Here is a 15647-nt window from a genome sequence, read left to right as displayed (position 1 = left end):
GACCATGCCGGCATCGCGGCCCGATAGCGACATCGAAGCGTGGGTCAGCGCCTATGGCCCGGGCCTGCGCCGCTATTTCCGTCGCCGCGCGAGCGAGGCCGATGTCGATGACCTGGTCCAGGATGTGTTCTTGCGGCTGCAGGCGGCCAAGTTCTCCGCGCCGATCGACAATGTCGAAGGCTATCTGTTCGCGACCGCGCGCAATGTCCTGATCGACGCTTACCGCCAACGCGCGCGAAGCAACGCCGCCGCGCGGGAAAAATGGGCCGCGGAAGCGCCGACGTCGGACCCGCTCTCGCCCGAGCGCATCGCGATCGGACAGGACGAATATCGCCGCGTCGTCGAGGCGATCGTCAACCTGCCGCCGCGCGCGCGTGAGGCGTTCGAGCTCCACCGCTTCGAGCATCTGACCTATCAGGCAATCGCGCAGCGCATGGGCATAACGAAGGAGTCGGTGAAGGAGCTGATGCACCGCGCGCTCGTCCGCATCGCCGAGGATATGGAGGTGGGGCAATGAGCGGCGCCGATCACGTCGGCCGCGCGGCCTTGCGATCCGAAGCCGCGCACTGGTTCAACCTCCACTTGGCGGGCGACATGACGCTCGACGATGAAAGCCGTTTCCACGAATGGCTCGGCCGATCCGATCTGCATCGCGAACTCTATCGCGGCGTCGAAAGAGCCTGGTCGATCGCCGGCGCCGCGGCGGACGATCCCGCGCTCCGCGTGCCGCGCAAGGATCTGTCGGTCGCCGCTGGCGTCGCACGGCGAGGGTGGCGTGCGCTGGCCCTTGCGGCATCGATCATTCTGTTGGTCGCGGCGGGATTGGCGCTGGCACCCTATTTTCGGGCCGAGCCGGCGCAGCTTGCGCAGTCGTTCCGGACCGAACTCGGTCAGCGGAGCACCATCACCTTGCCGGACGGCACGGTCGTGACGCTCGATTCCGAAACCGATCTCCGGTTCCGGCAGGCACCGCACGAGCGCCTCGCCGAGCTGATCGGCGGGCGGGCCTTTTTCCGCGTCGCGCACGACAAGTCGCGGCCCTTTTTTGTTCATGCGGGCGGCAAGAGCGTGCGCGCGGTCGGTACCGCGTTCGAGGTGAGCATCGAGGGCGGCGATGTCGTCGTCGTGCTGGCCGAAGGCAAGGTGCGCGTCGAGGAAACCACTTCGGGTTCGGGGAATAGTACCGACATGGTGCCTGGGCGCCAGCTCACGATCGGCGCGGACCGCAACTGGACGCTGCGCCGCGTCGATGTCAGCAAGGAAACGAGCTGGACCGAGGGGCGCCTTGTCTTCATGAACGATGCGCTTGCCGAAGCGGTCGCCGAAGTGAACCGCTATTCTAGCCGCAAGCTGACCTTCGCCGGTGGACGGGTCCCCGACCGCAAGATCGTCGGGGTCTTCAAGGCGGGTGATGTCGAGGGCTTTGTGAAGGCGATCGAACTCAACGGCATCGCCCACCGTGTTTCGGCCTCGGGCGACGCGATCATCCTTTCCGAAGGCCCCGCCTCGTCATGAGCTTGCGGGCGACAGGAAGTCGCTCGTCAGGAACAAGGGCAGGAAGCGCGCGACGAGATCGCGCATCGCGTCGTCATCCTGGCCCAGCATCGGGCGAAGATGTGGCCCGATCACCGCATCGCCGAAGGCGCTCACCGCCATCATCAGCACCGCCGCGCTGATCCGCTCGGGGGCGCCGGCGTCTTTCGATTGACCAACGATCGCCGCGACCAGCGCCTGTACCGACTCGCGGATCGGCTCGAGCCGCGCGACGTCGCCCGAGAGCACGATCCACGCGGCCAGCGGACCCGCACCGCCTTGGTCGAAAGCGTCAAAGACATGGTCGGCGATCGTCCGCGGCGCCGCCTGATCGGTTTCGAGCAGATCGACGACATTCCCGAGCGCCGCGGTCAGATCGTCGATCATCGACCCCATAAGCGCCGATTGGAGTCCCGCGGCAGATCCAAAATGATGGAGCACATTGGCATGCGACATACCGATCGCGTCGCCGACATTGGCGAGCGTCACCGCACCCGGGCCGCCTTCGAGCAGGAGCTGGCGCGCTGCCGCCAGTCCTTCCTCGCGCACTTCGTCGCCGGTCCGTTTGCGCCGCTTCGGTCCCGCGCGCGCCGGCTTGTACATCCGCGGCATGGTCTTGCTCCCACTATGGCCTCCCTTTCGGCCTTAGCTCAACCCGTTCAAATGCAACAGGGGCGGAGGAGGATCGAGGAAAATCTTTCTAGATCAGTGTTTTGGAAGCTGTTGCAGTGAGCGGCAGAGATATATATAAACATTGATGTAAATGTAAGTTGATTCGCAGGAGACCGTCTATGGCGTTGCAGACCCCAACCCCCCGCGATCTAAGGATCGAAAAGCGCGACCTGAAGTTCGGTCGTGACGAAGCCCCACCGCGCTGGTGGCACAGCAATGACCCGGGACGCACGGCTTTCTTCAATGCCCTGTCGTCGACCTTTCCGGTCGGCGAGAAGTTTTTCATGACTTCGGTTCGTCATTACCGCGCCGATGCGCCGCAGCCGCTTCGCGGCCAGATCGACGATTTCCTCTATCAGGAATCTATGCATTCGCGCGAACATGTCGTCTTCAATCGTCAGGCCGAGGATGCCGGCTTTGATATCCGGCCGCTCGAGGAGCGGGCGCGCCGAACCATCGCCTGGGCGCGGCGGCGCTCACCGATCCAGCAACTCGCCGCGACCTGCGCACTAGAACATTTCACGGCAACGCTCGCCCATGATGCGCTCGCAAGCCCTGCACATCTCGACGGGGCCACCGAGGAAGCGCGGCGCCTGTGGCGCTGGCACGCGATCGAGGAGATCGAGCACAAGGCAGTTGCTTTCGATACCTATCTTCATGCTGCGCGCTACATGACGCCGCTGCGCCGCTGGCTGAAGCGATCGACCGTGATGGGCGTCACGGCGCTGCGCTTCCACTACGTCATCTTCCGCAACACCGCCGATCTCCTCCGGCAGGACGGTCGCAACGACTGGCGAACCTGGTACGGGCTGCTCTCCTATCTCTACGGCCGCGAGGGACTGATGCGCCGGCTGCTCAAGGGCGTCATGGGTTACTGGCGACCTGGTTTCCACCCGTGGCAGCATGACGACCGTCCGCTCCTTGCCGAAGCGCTTGCGCTGCTCGATGCACCCCCGGTGCGGGAGGCCGCCGCATGAAGTCCCGCTACCTTCTTTGCGCGTTCGGCTTGTCCATGCTGTCTTCCCCGGCTTGGGCGGCGGATATTACCGGTGTCTGGGCGACAGGAAGCGAAGGTGGCCGCGTCGAAATCTACCGCTGTGGAAAGGCGCTGTGTGGCAAGCTCGTCGATGCGCGTCGGCTTCGCGCGAACCCCGACCTGCGCGACGTTCGCAACGCCGACCCCAAGCTGCGCCAGCGCCGCCTGAAAGGTCTTGTCGTCCTCCGGAATTTTCGCGGGGGGCCATCCGAATGGGAGGGCGGGCCGGTCTACGATCCGGAAAGCGGCGACGGTGCGGATAGTGGCCGCCTCAGGCTGCTCGCTGACGGCAAGCTCAAGGTGACGGGTTGCATCGCCATTTTCTGTCGCACCAAGACATGGACGCGCGCGCAATAGCATTTGGCGGCCAATCCGGCCGTGTCGGCAGGCTATGCTTCACGAGGCATTGGTCGATGTCCGGTCGAGATCGGCTGAGGCGGGGCGCCTCGATGTGCAGAAAGATTTTCCCATCGCGCTCAGGACAACAGCGGAACTGGCGCGACGCGGCGATGTTCGCCTGCCACCATCCACCTTTCGGGGACATCCAATCCCAAGAAGTGGCAGAAAACCTGGCGTATCATCGCAAGGTTCGGTCCTTTTTCATCCATTTCGGTTCACTGCAGCGCAGCAAAAAACTATGAAGGGACGTCGATCAATCATACGAAAAAGCTAACAGCTTTGGCAATCAAGGCTGCCTTGGCCAATCCTGGCACCTACCGGACTGGGTTGGGCTATTCCTGAAGGTCGACAAGCAAGCGGGGCATATTGGCTTCTGCGGCTGCAACTATGCGCGTCAATGGCTCGCCGGTTTCGAAAACCACGCCTTTCCGGAACCGGGCGGTGGCACGGCTTGGCGGCGACGGGCATCTTGTGTTGGACGGGAGGCATCTACTCTTGTGAAACCCTCGTTCCGTTACTATGAATGACATTTCTATCATTTGTTCAGGAGAATGATATGGCCACACAATATGCTTCCGCCGTCGATCAGGGGCGGGTGCTTTCGGAAGCTGTCGCCCGCGTGGCCGCCTGCTGGAAGTTCACAAACGAGCAGTTGGGTCTGGTGCTCGGCATTTCGGCCGCCACGGCCTCGCGGCTTCGTTCGGGCAGCTATCGGCTCGAAAGGCCTGACAAGGCCTTCGAACTCGGCCAGTTTCTCGTGCGGTTGTTCCGTAGCCTCGACGCGCTGATGGGCAGCGACGATGCAGCCTCAATGTCCTGGCTAAAGGCCGAAAATCTCGATCTTGGCGGTCGGCCGATCGATCTCATTCGAACGATCCGCGGCCTCGGCGACGTCGCCGACTATGTCGATGACTATCGCGCCCGAGTCTGATCGCACGCCCAAGGCCGAGACGTTTCGCGACTATCGCGGCAAGCTCTGGCGGATCGTCGAGGCGCAGCACCGGATCTCGACGAACCGGCTCGCGTCGGGGGGCGACGATCAGGCGTTGCTCGAACAACTCGTCGAAGAGGTGAAGCCGGTACAGCCCGTCGCCGCACGGCATCTCCATTACCTGCTCGCGACGCCGTTTCGCTACGGACACAAGAGCAGTTCGCGCTTTCGCAAGGCCGGGGAAAAGCCCGGCATCTTCTATGCGGCCGAAACGGTCGCGACCGCGCTCGCCGAGACCGCATACTGGCGGCTGCGCTTCTATTCGCGCTCGCCGGGCTTCCAGCCGCCGGCCTCTATCGTCGAGCATACGGCGATCAGCGTGACGGTCGCGATCGAACGGCTGCTCGATCTTTGCGCGCCGCCCTATGATGCAGCGAAGGCGCTGTGGATGGACCCCGGCGATTATTCGGCCTGCCAGGCTTTCGCGGCCGAAGCCCGGACCATCGGCACCCAGGCGATCCGCTACGCATCGGTGCGCGATCCAGAGCACCGCGCCAATGTCGCGCTTTTCGATCCGGCGGTCTTTCAAGGCCCTGTACCCAAAAATGCGCAGACGTGGCATTTCCGGTTCGAGCGCGGCGAAATGACCGCCTATGCGGCCTTTCCTTCGCGCGAGCGCTTTGCGTTCCGGAACGAGGATTTCGGCCTGTAGCGGAAAGCCGCAGCCATCCCGGCGCCGGAACCGACGCCAATCGCTTCGAGCACAAGGCGAACAGCAGGTCCACGAGGCGCCTTTGCGGCGTTTCGAACCATCGGCGGGCTTCCTTCGAAGCCCGCCGATGGTCCGGCTATTTCTCTTGCTCGTCGCCTGCCATCGCCATCAGGACCGACAGTGCCAGCGTTTCGGCCCCGCGTTTGATCGTCGGCTCGGGCACCGGGGCGAAAAAGGGCGAGTGGTTGACCGGCAGCGGCTTTCCGTCCGCCTTGTAGCGGGCAATCATCGCGGGGTCATAGCCGCCGATCGCGTAAAAGACCGAGGGCACGCCGGCGTCGATGAACTCGGAGAAATCCTCGCTGGCGTTGCCGCCGGCCTCGCTCGCGGGCACGAACAGAACGTCCTTGCCAAAGGCGGTCTTCAGGACCGCCGCCGACCGCGCCGAAAGCGCTGCGTCATTGTGGACCGCATTGGTGCCGTTGGGATGTTCGATCGTCGGCGCGGGGGCATGCGCCATCTCGGCAACCGCGCGCGCGGTGCGCTCCACGCCCTCGACGAGCAATTTGCGCGTCGCATCGTCGTGCGAGCGCAGCGTCAGCTTCAGATCGGCGTGATCGGGGATGATGTTGTTCGCCGTTCCGGCGACGAAGCTGCCGACGGTGATGACGCCGAACGCCTTGGGGTCCTTTTCGCGGCTGATGATCGACTGGACGTCGGTGACGAAGCGGCTGCCCATCATCACGGGGTCGATGCTCTTGTCGGGCATTGATCCGTGCGCGCCGACGCCGTGGAAGGTGATGTGGATCGCGTCGGAGGCCGAGCTGACGACGCCGTCCTTCACCAGCACCGTTCCGACCGGCATCGGCGCGACATGCGCGGCAAAGCCGAAATCGGGCTTGGGCCAGCGGGTGAACAGGCCGTCGGCGATCATCGCTTCGGCGCCGCTGACCGTCTCTTCGGACGGCTGGCCGATGAACATCAGCGTGCCGTGCCATTGATCCTTCATCGCGACGAGCGCGGCGGCGGTGCCGACCCACCAGGCCATATGGCTGTCGTGGCCGCAGCTGTGCGCGACATAGCTGAGTTCGCCGTTGACCTCCTGCTGCGCGCGGCTGGCATAGGGCAGGCCAGTCTTTTCCTCCATCGGCAGCGCATCGAGTTCGGTACGCACGAGCACGGTCGGGCCATCGCCATTCCTGTAGATCGCGACGATGCCGGTCTTGCCGACCTTTTCGGTGACCGTGAAGCCGAGCTTGCGCATCTCGCCGGCCAGCAGCGCCGCGGTCCGCGTCTCCTGAAAGCCGACCTCGGGATGCGCGTGAAGATCCTTGTAGAGCGCGTCGAGATGCGGATATTGCCGGTCGAGCGTCGCGTTGATCCGCGCTTTCGCTGCGGCGACGTCGAAGGCGGCGGGCGGCGCGCCGTCCGGCGCCTGGGCGAGCGCCGGCAGGGCGATCAGCGCGGTGGTCAGCGTCAGCAGCTTCCTGTGCATCATTCTCATGTCCTTCTTGCTGGGAACGGGGCGCCGGCTCGGAAAACCATCGGCGCGGGTCGGCCGCCGGATTATCGCAGCGCTACGGTGACAAGGCGGTCGAGGAAATCGTCGGCGAGCGGCCGGCCGGCGAGATAGCCCTGGTCGATCGCGGCGGTCAGCGTGAAGAGAATCTCGAACGGGCCGAGAACGGGTTCGATCCGCTGTTCCTTCAGCGCGCGCTCGAGCGTCGCGACGTTGGACCGGCGGCGCGCCCGCTGCGCCTCCATGATCGGTGCGATAAGCGCCGGTTCGCGGCGCCGCGCTTCGTAGATCGCGGGCAGGCAGACGCTGACGACGGGATCGTCATAGCGGTTGCGCACGCTGGTCGCGAACGCCAGCAAATCGGCTTTCGCATCGCCGGTGTCGACAAGCAGCGCATCATGGAAGCGGTCGTTGAAGGCGTCGACCAGCGCCGCGACCGCGGACGGCCAGCGGCGATAGAAGGTCGGGCGCGGAACCCCGGCGCGCTGGCATATGCGGTTGACCGACAGCCCGGCAAAGCCTTCCTCGCCCAGCAGCGCGACGGCGCTGAGCTTGATGCGCTCGTCGAGATCGGCCTGCCGCGGCCGCCCGACCGCCGTTTCCTTTTCATCGCCCAAGATAATGACGTCCATCTTGCCCCGTTCCTCATGCCCCAACGGGTCGCCGCATGCGACAGCAAATAAATACGATACAAATATGTATCGAAATATGATGCAGGGTCAAGCGTTTCGACCTCGACGCGATCGCCGCGCGGTTCGCGGGGGCCGCCAGGCGGCGATTGACAGGCGAACCCATTTTGCGCCAAGGGCCAATTTCGATGCATGATTGTATCGTAATTTTAAGGGGCGACGACAGATAATGAGGCGGCGCTTCGGGCCGATCGTCCGCGTCGCCGCCGCGCCAGGGCAAAAGGGGAAGATTTCTTGAAAATGTTGGACAATCGCAAGCTGACGCTCGCCATTTCGGCCTCGGTCATTTCGCTTTTGAGTGCGCCGGCATCGGCGCAGGACGAATCGGACGGCGAAGCCGCCGCAGCAGCGCCGGCGCAGGAGATCGTCGTCACCGGATCGCGCATTTCGCGGCGTGATTTCGAGGCGTCGAGTCCGATCGTCACGCTGGGCAGCGACGCGGTGTCCGCGACCGGCAGCGTCACGCTCGAAGGCGCGCTCAACCAGCTTCCCCAGTTCACAGCCGATTCGACCGCCTTTTCGAACGATCTCAATTCGACGGGACAGGCGACGCTCAACCTGCGCGGCCTCGGCGCTCAGCGCAATCTCGTGCTGCTCGACGGGCGGCGCCTGCAGCCCTCCAATTCGAGCCAGGTCATCGACATCAACACCTTGCCGACGATCCTGATCGGCGGGACCGAGATCATCAGCGGCGGCGCCTCCGCCGTTTATGGATCGGATGCGATTTCGGGCGTGGTCAATTTCAAGCTGCGCCAGATCGACGGCGTTGAAATTTCGGGGCAGAACACGATCACGAGCCGGGGCGACGGCGGCATTCGCGAAATATCGCTCGGCGCGGGCACGCGCTTCGCCGACGGGCGCGGGCGGGTGACGGCGGGGGTCTCCTACACCGACCGTGACGCAATCAACATCAATTCGCGTGCCTTTTTCCGCGAGAACCGCGGTGTATCGAGCACCATCCCCCTAGGTCTCTTCACCCCCGGCGCCAACGCCCCCGACCAGGCGGCGGTCGATGCCGCCTTCGCCGCCTATGGCGTCGCGCCGGGTTCGGTCCCGGCGAGTTCGTCGATCGGCATCAATCCCGACGGCACGCTCTTTTCGACCGGTCGCGGCGTTTACAACTACCGCGACGATATTCCCTATGTGCTGAACACCGGGACCGCGCTGCTCGCGACGCCGCAGCTCACCTATTCGCAAATCCCGCTCGAGCGTATTTCAACCTTCGGCCGCGCGACCTTTGAAGCGTCGGACAGTCTGACGCTGTTCGTGCAGGGCCTTTATACCGACTATACGTCGACGACGATCGCCGACGCCGCGCCCAACGCCGGGCTGTGGACGATGCGCGTTCCGGTCACGAGCCCCTTCATCCCCGATGCGCTGCGCCCGCTGATCGACGCGCGCGCCAATCCGGCGGCGCCGGTCGTGGTGACCAAGCGCTACAGTGAAGTGGGGCCGCGCCGCACCGATCACGAAGCGACGACCTGGCAGCTGCTCGGCGGCGCGTCGGGCAAGTTCGGCGACAGCGGCATCAGCTGGGAGCTTTACGGTTCGACCGGCAAGAGCGTCGTCGACGATATTGCGAACGGGTCGGTCTTTACCGACCGCGTGCAGACGCTCGTGTCGGCGGCCGACGGCGGCGCGTCGATCTGCGCAGGCGGCTATGATCCGTTCAGCGCGACCAATTCACCCGAATGCGTCGCCTATATCAGCGGGGTGACGCGCAACCGCACCGAAACGAAGCAGGACGTGGTCGAACTCAATATCCAGGGCGGGCTGGCGCAGCTTCCCGCAGGCGAAATGCGCTTCGCGGTCGGCGCGGGCTATCGCCGCAACGAGTTCAGCTTCGATCCCGACCCGCAACAGGTGACGGGCAATGTCGTCGCGATCGCGCGCACGTCGCCGACCGCGGGTTCGACCCGCGCAATCGAGGGCTATGCCGAACTGCTCGTCCCGGTGCTGCACGACATGTTCGCGGTGCAGGACCTGACCCTCGACTTCGCCTATCGCTATTCGGACTATAAGCAGAGCGGCGGGGTCTCGACTTACAAGGTCGACGTCGACTGGACCGTGACCGACGGGGTGCGGCTGCGCGGCGGCTATCAGCGCGCGATCCGCGCGCCCAATGTCGGCGAGCTTTATACCGCGACCACCGGCCTCTATCCGACGATCGGTCTGATCGCGAACGGCGGCGGCGACCCGTGTGATATCCGCAGCAGTTTCCGTACCGGCAGCAACGGCGCCGACGTGCGCGACATCTGCGTCGCGCAGGGGATGCCCGACGCGATCGCCGACGTCTACGTCAACAATGTCGCGCAGGTCGCCGCCTATCTGTCGGGCAACGAAAATCTGAAACCCGAAAAGGCCGACACCTATACGATCGGCGCGGTGCTTTCGCCGCGCGCGGCTTCGCCCTGGCTCTCGGGTTTTCGGGCGTCGGTCGACTATTATAATATCGCGATCGACGATGCGATCGCGGTGATCCCGGTGTCGGTCTCGCTCAACAAATGCTTCAATGGCGACGGCAGCAATCCGGGCTATGACGCCGCGAATTTCTATTGCGCGCTGATCGGTCGCGATGCGGGGACCGGGGGTATCACCAATGCGCTCCAGCCCTATCTGAACCTCGGCGGCTATCGCACCGCGGGGGTCGACGTCCAGCTCGACTGGTCGGTGCGCCTCGCCGACGTCGGGCTCGGCGACGGATCGGGACGCTTCGGCATTTCGTCGGTGATCAACTATCTCGACAAGTTCGAGATCCAGAACCTGCCGGATTCGCCCTTCCAGGATTTCGCCGACACGATCGGATCGGGCACCACCCTGCCGCGCTGGCGTTCGACGACGTCGTTCACCTACGGCACCGACAGCTTCAATGCGTTGCTGCGCTGGCGTCATATCGGCGCGATGGACGATGCGTCGATGGTCACCAACGCCGCGAGCACGACGCCGGGCGTGAAAGCCTATGACTATTTCGACCTGTCGCTGCGCGTCGATCCCGCCGAGCGCTTCAGCGTGCGGTTCGGGGTCAACAATCTGTTCGACAAGACGCCCCCCGTCGTCAGCGGGGTTCCCGGAACCACCGATGCGGGCACCTATGATGTGCTCGGCCGGACCTACTATCTGTCGGCGACGGCGCGCTTCTGAGGCACGGGATGAAGGAGAGGATGATGGCGAACCGGTTGCGATCTGCTGCGATGCTCGCGGCATTCGGGCTGTTGGCGGTGCCGTTCGCGGTATCCGCGCAGACGGTGCTGGCGGCGGAGACGAGCGCCGCCGCACCGGGCCGGCTGCTCGATGCGCGGCCGCTCGCGCCCGAACTCGGCCTCGAAGAGGCCGGGCGGGCGCTGGCGATCCGCTATGGTTCGACCGACGGCGTGGCGGGGCAGGGCGCGATCGAGGTGACCGGTGCGCTCTTCCTGCCGCAGGGCGCCCCGCCGAAAGGCGGCTGGCCGCTCGTCGCGTGGGCGCATGGCACCGTCGGCATCGGCGACGATTGCGCGCCGTCGCGCAACGTCCGTTCGCTGCGCGACCGCACCTATCTCAATCATTGGCTCGCTGAAGGCTATGCGGTCGTCGCGACCGACTATCAGGGACTCGGCTCGCCGGGACCGCATCCCTATCTCGACAGCCGCGCCGCCGCCTATTCGACGCTCGATGCGATCCGTGCGGTGCAGGGGGGCGGCTTCGGCCTGTCGGGCAAGGTGTTGATCGTCGGCCAGTCGCAGGGCGCGGGTGCGGCCTTCGCCACGGCGGGCTATGCCCCCGACTATGCGCCCGATGTCGATGTTCGCGGGACGATCGCGACCGGCATCCCGAACCTCGCGGCGGCGGCCTCGGCCGGAACCGACCCCGACGCGGCCGACAAGGTCGACCGGATCATCGCCTATCTGCTTTATATCGCCTCGGCAGCGCAGCAGATCGACCCGAAATACGACCCGGCGGCCGTCCTGACCGACCGCGCGATGCCCGCTTTCGCCGAGGCGGCCGACACCTGCGTGGTCGATATGTTCAAGGCGGTGGTCGATGCCGGGCTGACGCGTGCGAACAGCTTCAAGGGCGATTTCTGGCGCTATTATGCACCGGTGCTGAAACATGCCGGCTATCCGACGCTCAAGATCACTACCCCGGTGTTCATCGGCACGGGAAGCGAGGATGTCGATACCCCCGCGCCGATGCAGCGAGCCCTCGTCGAAAGCGCCTGCGCCGCCGGTTCGACGATCGAGGCGCATGTCTATCCCGGGCTCGACCATTCGGCGACGCTCAATCGCTCCTCTGCGGACTCGCGAATATTCGCGCGCCAGGCGATCGCGGGCAAGCCTGTCGCCGCTACCTGTTCGCCGGCCGGGGCGGTTCGCGGCGATCACTGAACTTCGGGGCGGCCATCGCATTCGGCAGGAAGCTGTGCCGGCCGCCCTTTGCCTTCGCCGCAGGTTGCCCTGACGGCCGCGGACGTATTATGCCGCTGACCTGGTCTGCCGAAGGTCCGTCGATGCACAGTCCCTATCTGATGATGAATCTGCTAAGCGCGCTCTATTGGTTCGACGAGGCGCTCCAGGCCGCGCTCAGGGAGGCGGGCATTCCCAATGTGACGCGCGCGCAGTCGATGCTGATCGCGAATATCTCGGCCGGCGAGCACCGCGCGACGCGGATTGCGCGCAATCTGGGGGTGACGCGCCAGGCGATCAGCCTGATGCTCGGCGAACTCGAAGCGCGCGGCATCGTCGAAATCGTGCCCGACCCCGACGACCGCCGGGCGCGTATCGTGCGCTTCGCCGAGGAGGCGAACGAGACGCGGCGCGCGGCGTCGAAAATCCTTCACTACCTCGAGCTCAAGCTCGTCGAGCGCATCGGCCTGCCGGCCTATCACGGCCTTCGCGACGCGATGCGGATGGACTGGGGCGATCCGCCCGCCGTGCCGCCCGAGGTGATCGTGGACGCCGAAGCCGACCAACCGACCGGGCACGCCGCCGATCAGTTTTAGTCAAGTTTCTTGACATAATTAGACCTCTTACTATTCTTGTCTCGACAGGCCGATTCGGGCCGGCTGGGAGAGACGAGGCATGAATATAGCGGTTCAGACGCGTCGGGCGGACGAAGAGGCGTTCGCCGACCGGCGCATTCCCAAGGAGAAGGACTGGCTGTCGCGCGAGGAGCTCGCGGCGCTGACTCCCGAGGAGCTGGTGCGGCGGACCACTGCGCTCAAGCCGCTCGTCGCGACGCATGCCGCCGAGTGCGAGGCGCTGCGGCGCCCGGTCGACGCGGTGTGGAACGCGATCCGCAAGACCGGGGTCTTCTATCACTTCGTGCCCAGGCGCTATGGCGGGCTCGAATTCGACATCGACAGCTTCATCGACGCGATGCTGCCGATCGCCGAGGGCTGCGCCTCGACCGGCTGGGTTACCGCCTTTTGCGTCGAGCATAACTGGATGCTCGCGCAATTCCCCGAAACGCTGCAGGACGAAACCTTCGGCGGCGATTTTCCCTACATCATCGCGCCGGGTGCGACCAATCCCCCCGGCGTCGCGCAGCCGGTCGACGGCGGCTACCGGCTGACCGGGCGCTGGAAATGGGGCACGGGCATCATGCACGCCGACTGGGTGATGATCACCGGCATGATCCCGGGGGAAAATCCGCCGCGCCAGCTGTTCCTGGCGGTGCCGGCGGGCGAGGTCGAGGTTCTCGATACCTGGCACGTCGACGGGATGATCGGGACGGGCAGCAACGACATTCGCTGCGAGGATATCTTCGTCCCAGAGCATCGCGTGATGGACATGGGCGAGATGCGCATGGGCTGCGCACCTGGCGCGACGATCCACGCGCACAATCCGATTTACCGGATGCCGATGACGCCGTTCCTCGCCATCACCGCCGCGATCGCGGCGGTCGGCGTTGCACGGTCGGCGGTCGAGAATTTCCGCGAGCGCATCGGTGTGCGCACGATGCTGGGCACCACGGTCAAGCAGGTCGAAAAGGCGTCGGCGCACATGCGGCTAGGCGAGGCGGCGGCGAAGACGCAGACTGCCGAGATGATCCTGCGCGACGTCGGGCGCCGCAACGTCGCGCTCACCGAAGCGGCGGGTACGGGGCTGGTGAGCAATGAGGACCGTATCGCGCTGCGCGCGCAGGTCGCGCTCGCGATGGATCTCTGCCGCGACGCGGTGCGCCTGCTCGTCGAAGGCGCGGGGTCGAGCGCGCACATGCTGTCGAGCCCGCTGCAGCGCGCGATGCGCGACATCAACGTGATGGCGAGCCACGTCGTTTACGATTTCGATGCCGCGACCGAATTGCTCGGCCGCTCGCTGATCGGGCTGCCGCCAAACACGCCCGTGTTCTGATCGCGGCGAAATAATACGCAAGATGCTTGACAAAAAATAGATGCGAGCATTATCTTAGTATACTAAGAAGATGCATCGGTCCGGCTTTTGGGAGGCGCGAAGATGCGGGAGAGAATGGAAATGGACCGGCGGACCTTGCTCGCCGGGGGTTCGGCCGCCATCGTCGCGGCGCCGGCCGCGTCTGCCGAGGCCGCCGTACCGGCGCCGGCAAAGCCGCGGAGGCGGCGAGGGCGGCCGAATATCCTGCTGATCGTCAACGACCAGGAGCGCGCACTCGCCGACATTCCCGCGTCGCTGCCGCTTCCAGCGCACGACTGGCTGCGCGAACGGGGCCTGTCGTTCGATCGTTTCCATGTGAACACGACGCCTTGCGGGCCGTCGCGATCGAGCATCTACACGGGGTTGCACACCCAGCATACCGGCGTCTATGCCAACCCCAATTCGCCGCCCTATCCCGAACTCAGTCCCGCCATCCCGACGATCGGCACGATGCTGCGGCAGGCGGGCTATCGCACGACCTACAAGGGCAAATGGCATCTTTCGAACATCAACAAGGGGCTGAACTTCCGCGGGGTCGCCGGGGGCATCTTTCCCAATACGGTCGACGTTCTCGAACCCTTCGGTTTCGGCCAGTATAATTTCGACGGCGAGCGCGTCGGGCTGACGTGGGAGGGCTTCATCAACGACGGCGTGACCGCTGCCGAAGCGGTCGGCCAGCTTCGCGCCTATGCCAACGACGGCGAGGATGCGCCGTGGTTCATGGCGGTCAATTTCGTCAATCCGCACGACATCATGTTCTATGATGCGACGGGCGAGGGCGAAGCGACGCGGATGCGCCCCAACCTCGTCGCGCCGCTGCTGCCTGCGCCCGGCGACCCGGTTTACGACCGCGACTGGGGTTTCGATCTGCCGCGCAGCTTCTACGCCGACGATCTGTCGCGCAAGCCGCGCGCGCACGCCGCGATCAACGCGAGCGAATATGCCTTTTACGGCAAGATGCCGCACGGCGACGAGGCGGTGTGGCGCCGCAACCTCAACTATTATCTGAACTGCGTCCGCGACGCCGACCGCCATATGAAGACGGTGCTCGACGCGCTCGCGGCGTCGGGCGAGCTCGACAATACGATCATCCTCTTCACGTCCGATCACGGCGAGCGCGCGGGCGCGCACGGGATGCGGCAAAAGGGCGGGACGATCTACAAGGAGGATGTCGGCGTGCCGCTGATCGTCGTCCATCCCGACCTGCCGGGCGGACGGACGACGCAGGCGCTGGGCAGTTCGGTCGACCTCGTGCCGACGATCCTGGCGCTGGCGGGGGTTTCGGACGCCGAGCGGCGCGAGCGGCATCCGGCGCTCGTCGGGCACGATCTGTCGGCGGCGATCGCAACGCCGACGGTGCGCACCGGGCGCGACGCGGCGGGGATATTGTTCAACTATGCCGTGCGCTATGGCTGGAACGCGCCCGACGTCGCGCCGGGCGTGACCGAGGCGAAGCCGCTCGCCGAAAACGACCTGATGTTGCGCCGCCTGCATCGCGGCGTTCACGACGGGCGCTACAAGTTCGCGCGCTATTTCGCGCCGGCGCAGCACCATGTGCCGCGGCGCTGGGAAGACTTGGTCGCCTATAACGACCTCGAACTCTACGACACTGCGACCGACCCCGACGAGATCGACAATCTCGCGTGGCGGCCGGACGCGCACAAGATGCTGATCGAGCGACTGAATGCCCAGACCAATGCGCTCGTTGCAGACGAAATCGGTGAAGATAATGGCGCCGAATATCCGGGTCCGGCTTCGCAATACAGGACATTGAAGCTGACCTGA

14 protein-coding genes are annotated in these 15647 nt (G+C 65.2%); 11 read left to right on the top strand and 3 right to left on the bottom strand.

Features of this window, described 5'->3' with window-relative positions; all coding sequences use genetic code 11:
- The first annotated feature begins 4 nt into the window (after positions 1–4).
- Together CHB69_RS05585 and CHB69_RS05580 are read left to right on the top strand one after the other, a co-directional pair.
- Complete coding sequence (locus tag CHB69_RS05585; protein WP_170935448.1) at positions 5–517, top strand: RNA polymerase sigma factor; 513 nt, start codon at positions 5–7, stop codon at positions 515–517.
- A complete protein-coding gene (locus tag CHB69_RS05580) occupies positions 514–1515 on the top strand; it encodes a FecR family protein (protein WP_089214995.1) in 1002 nt (333 codons plus the stop codon). Before CHB69_RS05585 ends, CHB69_RS05580 begins: the two co-directional genes overlap by 4 nt.
- Here the strand turns inward: CHB69_RS05580 and CHB69_RS05575 are convergent.
- Positions 1510–2145, bottom strand: a complete 636-nt coding sequence (locus CHB69_RS05575; protein ID WP_245836555.1) for a TetR/AcrR family transcriptional regulator — start codon at positions 2143–2145, stop codon at positions 1510–1512. The genes CHB69_RS05580 and CHB69_RS05575 overlap by 6 nt on opposite strands.
- Positions 2146–2324: 179 nt before the next feature.
- Here CHB69_RS05575 and CHB69_RS05570 point away from each other — a divergent pair, with 179 nt between their 5' ends.
- The 4 genes from CHB69_RS05570 (at position 2325) to CHB69_RS05555 (ending at position 5283) form a co-directional block, all read left to right on the top strand.
- Entirely contained in the window at positions 2325–3182 is an 858-nt protein-coding gene (locus CHB69_RS05570; protein WP_089214993.1) for a metal-dependent hydrolase, read from the top strand.
- The gene (locus tag CHB69_RS05565; RefSeq protein ID WP_089214992.1) at positions 3179–3598 is read left to right on the top strand and encodes a DUF2147 domain-containing protein; all 420 of its coding nucleotides are present in this window, start codon (positions 3179–3181) and stop codon (positions 3596–3598) included. The genes CHB69_RS05570 and CHB69_RS05565 overlap by 4 nt, the downstream gene beginning before the upstream one ends.
- Positions 3599–4196: 598 nt before the next feature.
- Positions 4197–4571, top strand: coding sequence for an MbcA/ParS/Xre antitoxin family protein (locus CHB69_RS05560; RefSeq protein WP_089214991.1), 375 nt, complete (start codon positions 4197–4199; stop codon positions 4569–4571).
- Complete coding sequence (locus tag CHB69_RS05555) at positions 4543–5283, top strand: RES family NAD+ phosphorylase (protein ID WP_089214990.1); 741 nt, start codon at positions 4543–4545, stop codon at positions 5281–5283. Before CHB69_RS05560 ends, CHB69_RS05555 begins: the two co-directional genes overlap by 29 nt.
- A 136-nt stretch (positions 5284–5419) precedes the next feature.
- On the opposite strand, the gene CHB69_RS05550 is transcribed toward CHB69_RS05555, so the two are convergent.
- Entirely contained in the window at positions 5420–6781 is a 1362-nt protein-coding gene (locus CHB69_RS05550) for an amidohydrolase (RefSeq protein ID WP_245836554.1), read from the bottom strand.
- A gap of 68 nt (positions 6782–6849) precedes the next feature.
- Positions 6850–7434, bottom strand: a complete 585-nt coding sequence (locus CHB69_RS05545) for a TetR/AcrR family transcriptional regulator (protein WP_141133920.1) — start codon at positions 7432–7434, stop codon at positions 6850–6852.
- A 297-nt stretch (positions 7435–7731) separates the two neighbouring features.
- Between CHB69_RS05545 and CHB69_RS05540 the strand changes: the two genes are divergently transcribed.
- The 5 genes from CHB69_RS05540 to CHB69_RS05520 all read left to right on the top strand — a co-directional run bounded on the left by CHB69_RS05540 (position 7732) and on the right by CHB69_RS05520 (position 15647).
- Entirely contained in the window at positions 7732–10632 is a 2901-nt protein-coding gene (locus tag CHB69_RS05540) for a TonB-dependent receptor domain-containing protein (RefSeq protein WP_089214988.1), read from the top strand.
- A gap of 20 nt (positions 10633–10652) precedes the next feature.
- Positions 10653–11855, top strand: a complete 1203-nt coding sequence (locus tag CHB69_RS05535; protein WP_212541893.1) for an alpha/beta fold hydrolase — start codon at positions 10653–10655, stop codon at positions 11853–11855.
- Positions 11856–11944: 89 nt separating this feature from the next.
- A complete protein-coding gene (locus CHB69_RS05530) occupies positions 11945–12469 on the top strand; it encodes a MarR family winged helix-turn-helix transcriptional regulator (RefSeq protein ID WP_089214987.1) in 525 nt (174 codons plus the stop codon).
- 79 nt (positions 12470–12548) lie between these two features.
- Positions 12549–13823, top strand: coding sequence for an acyl-CoA dehydrogenase family protein (locus CHB69_RS05525; protein WP_089214986.1), 1275 nt, complete (start codon positions 12549–12551; stop codon positions 13821–13823).
- Positions 13824–13925: 102 nt separating this feature from the next.
- Positions 13926–15647 carry a sulfatase family protein gene (locus CHB69_RS05520; protein ID WP_212541892.1) on the top strand — a complete coding sequence of 574 codons (1722 nt, stop codon included), beginning with the start codon at positions 13926–13928 and terminating at the stop codon, positions 15645–15647.

The organism is Sphingopyxis indica, assembly GCF_900188185.1.
GTDB classification, from domain to species: domain Bacteria; phylum Pseudomonadota; class Alphaproteobacteria; order Sphingomonadales; family Sphingomonadaceae; genus Sphingopyxis; species Sphingopyxis indica.
Note: the sequence above shows the minus strand (reverse complement) of the source record. Positions and strands in the feature narration are given on the sequence as shown.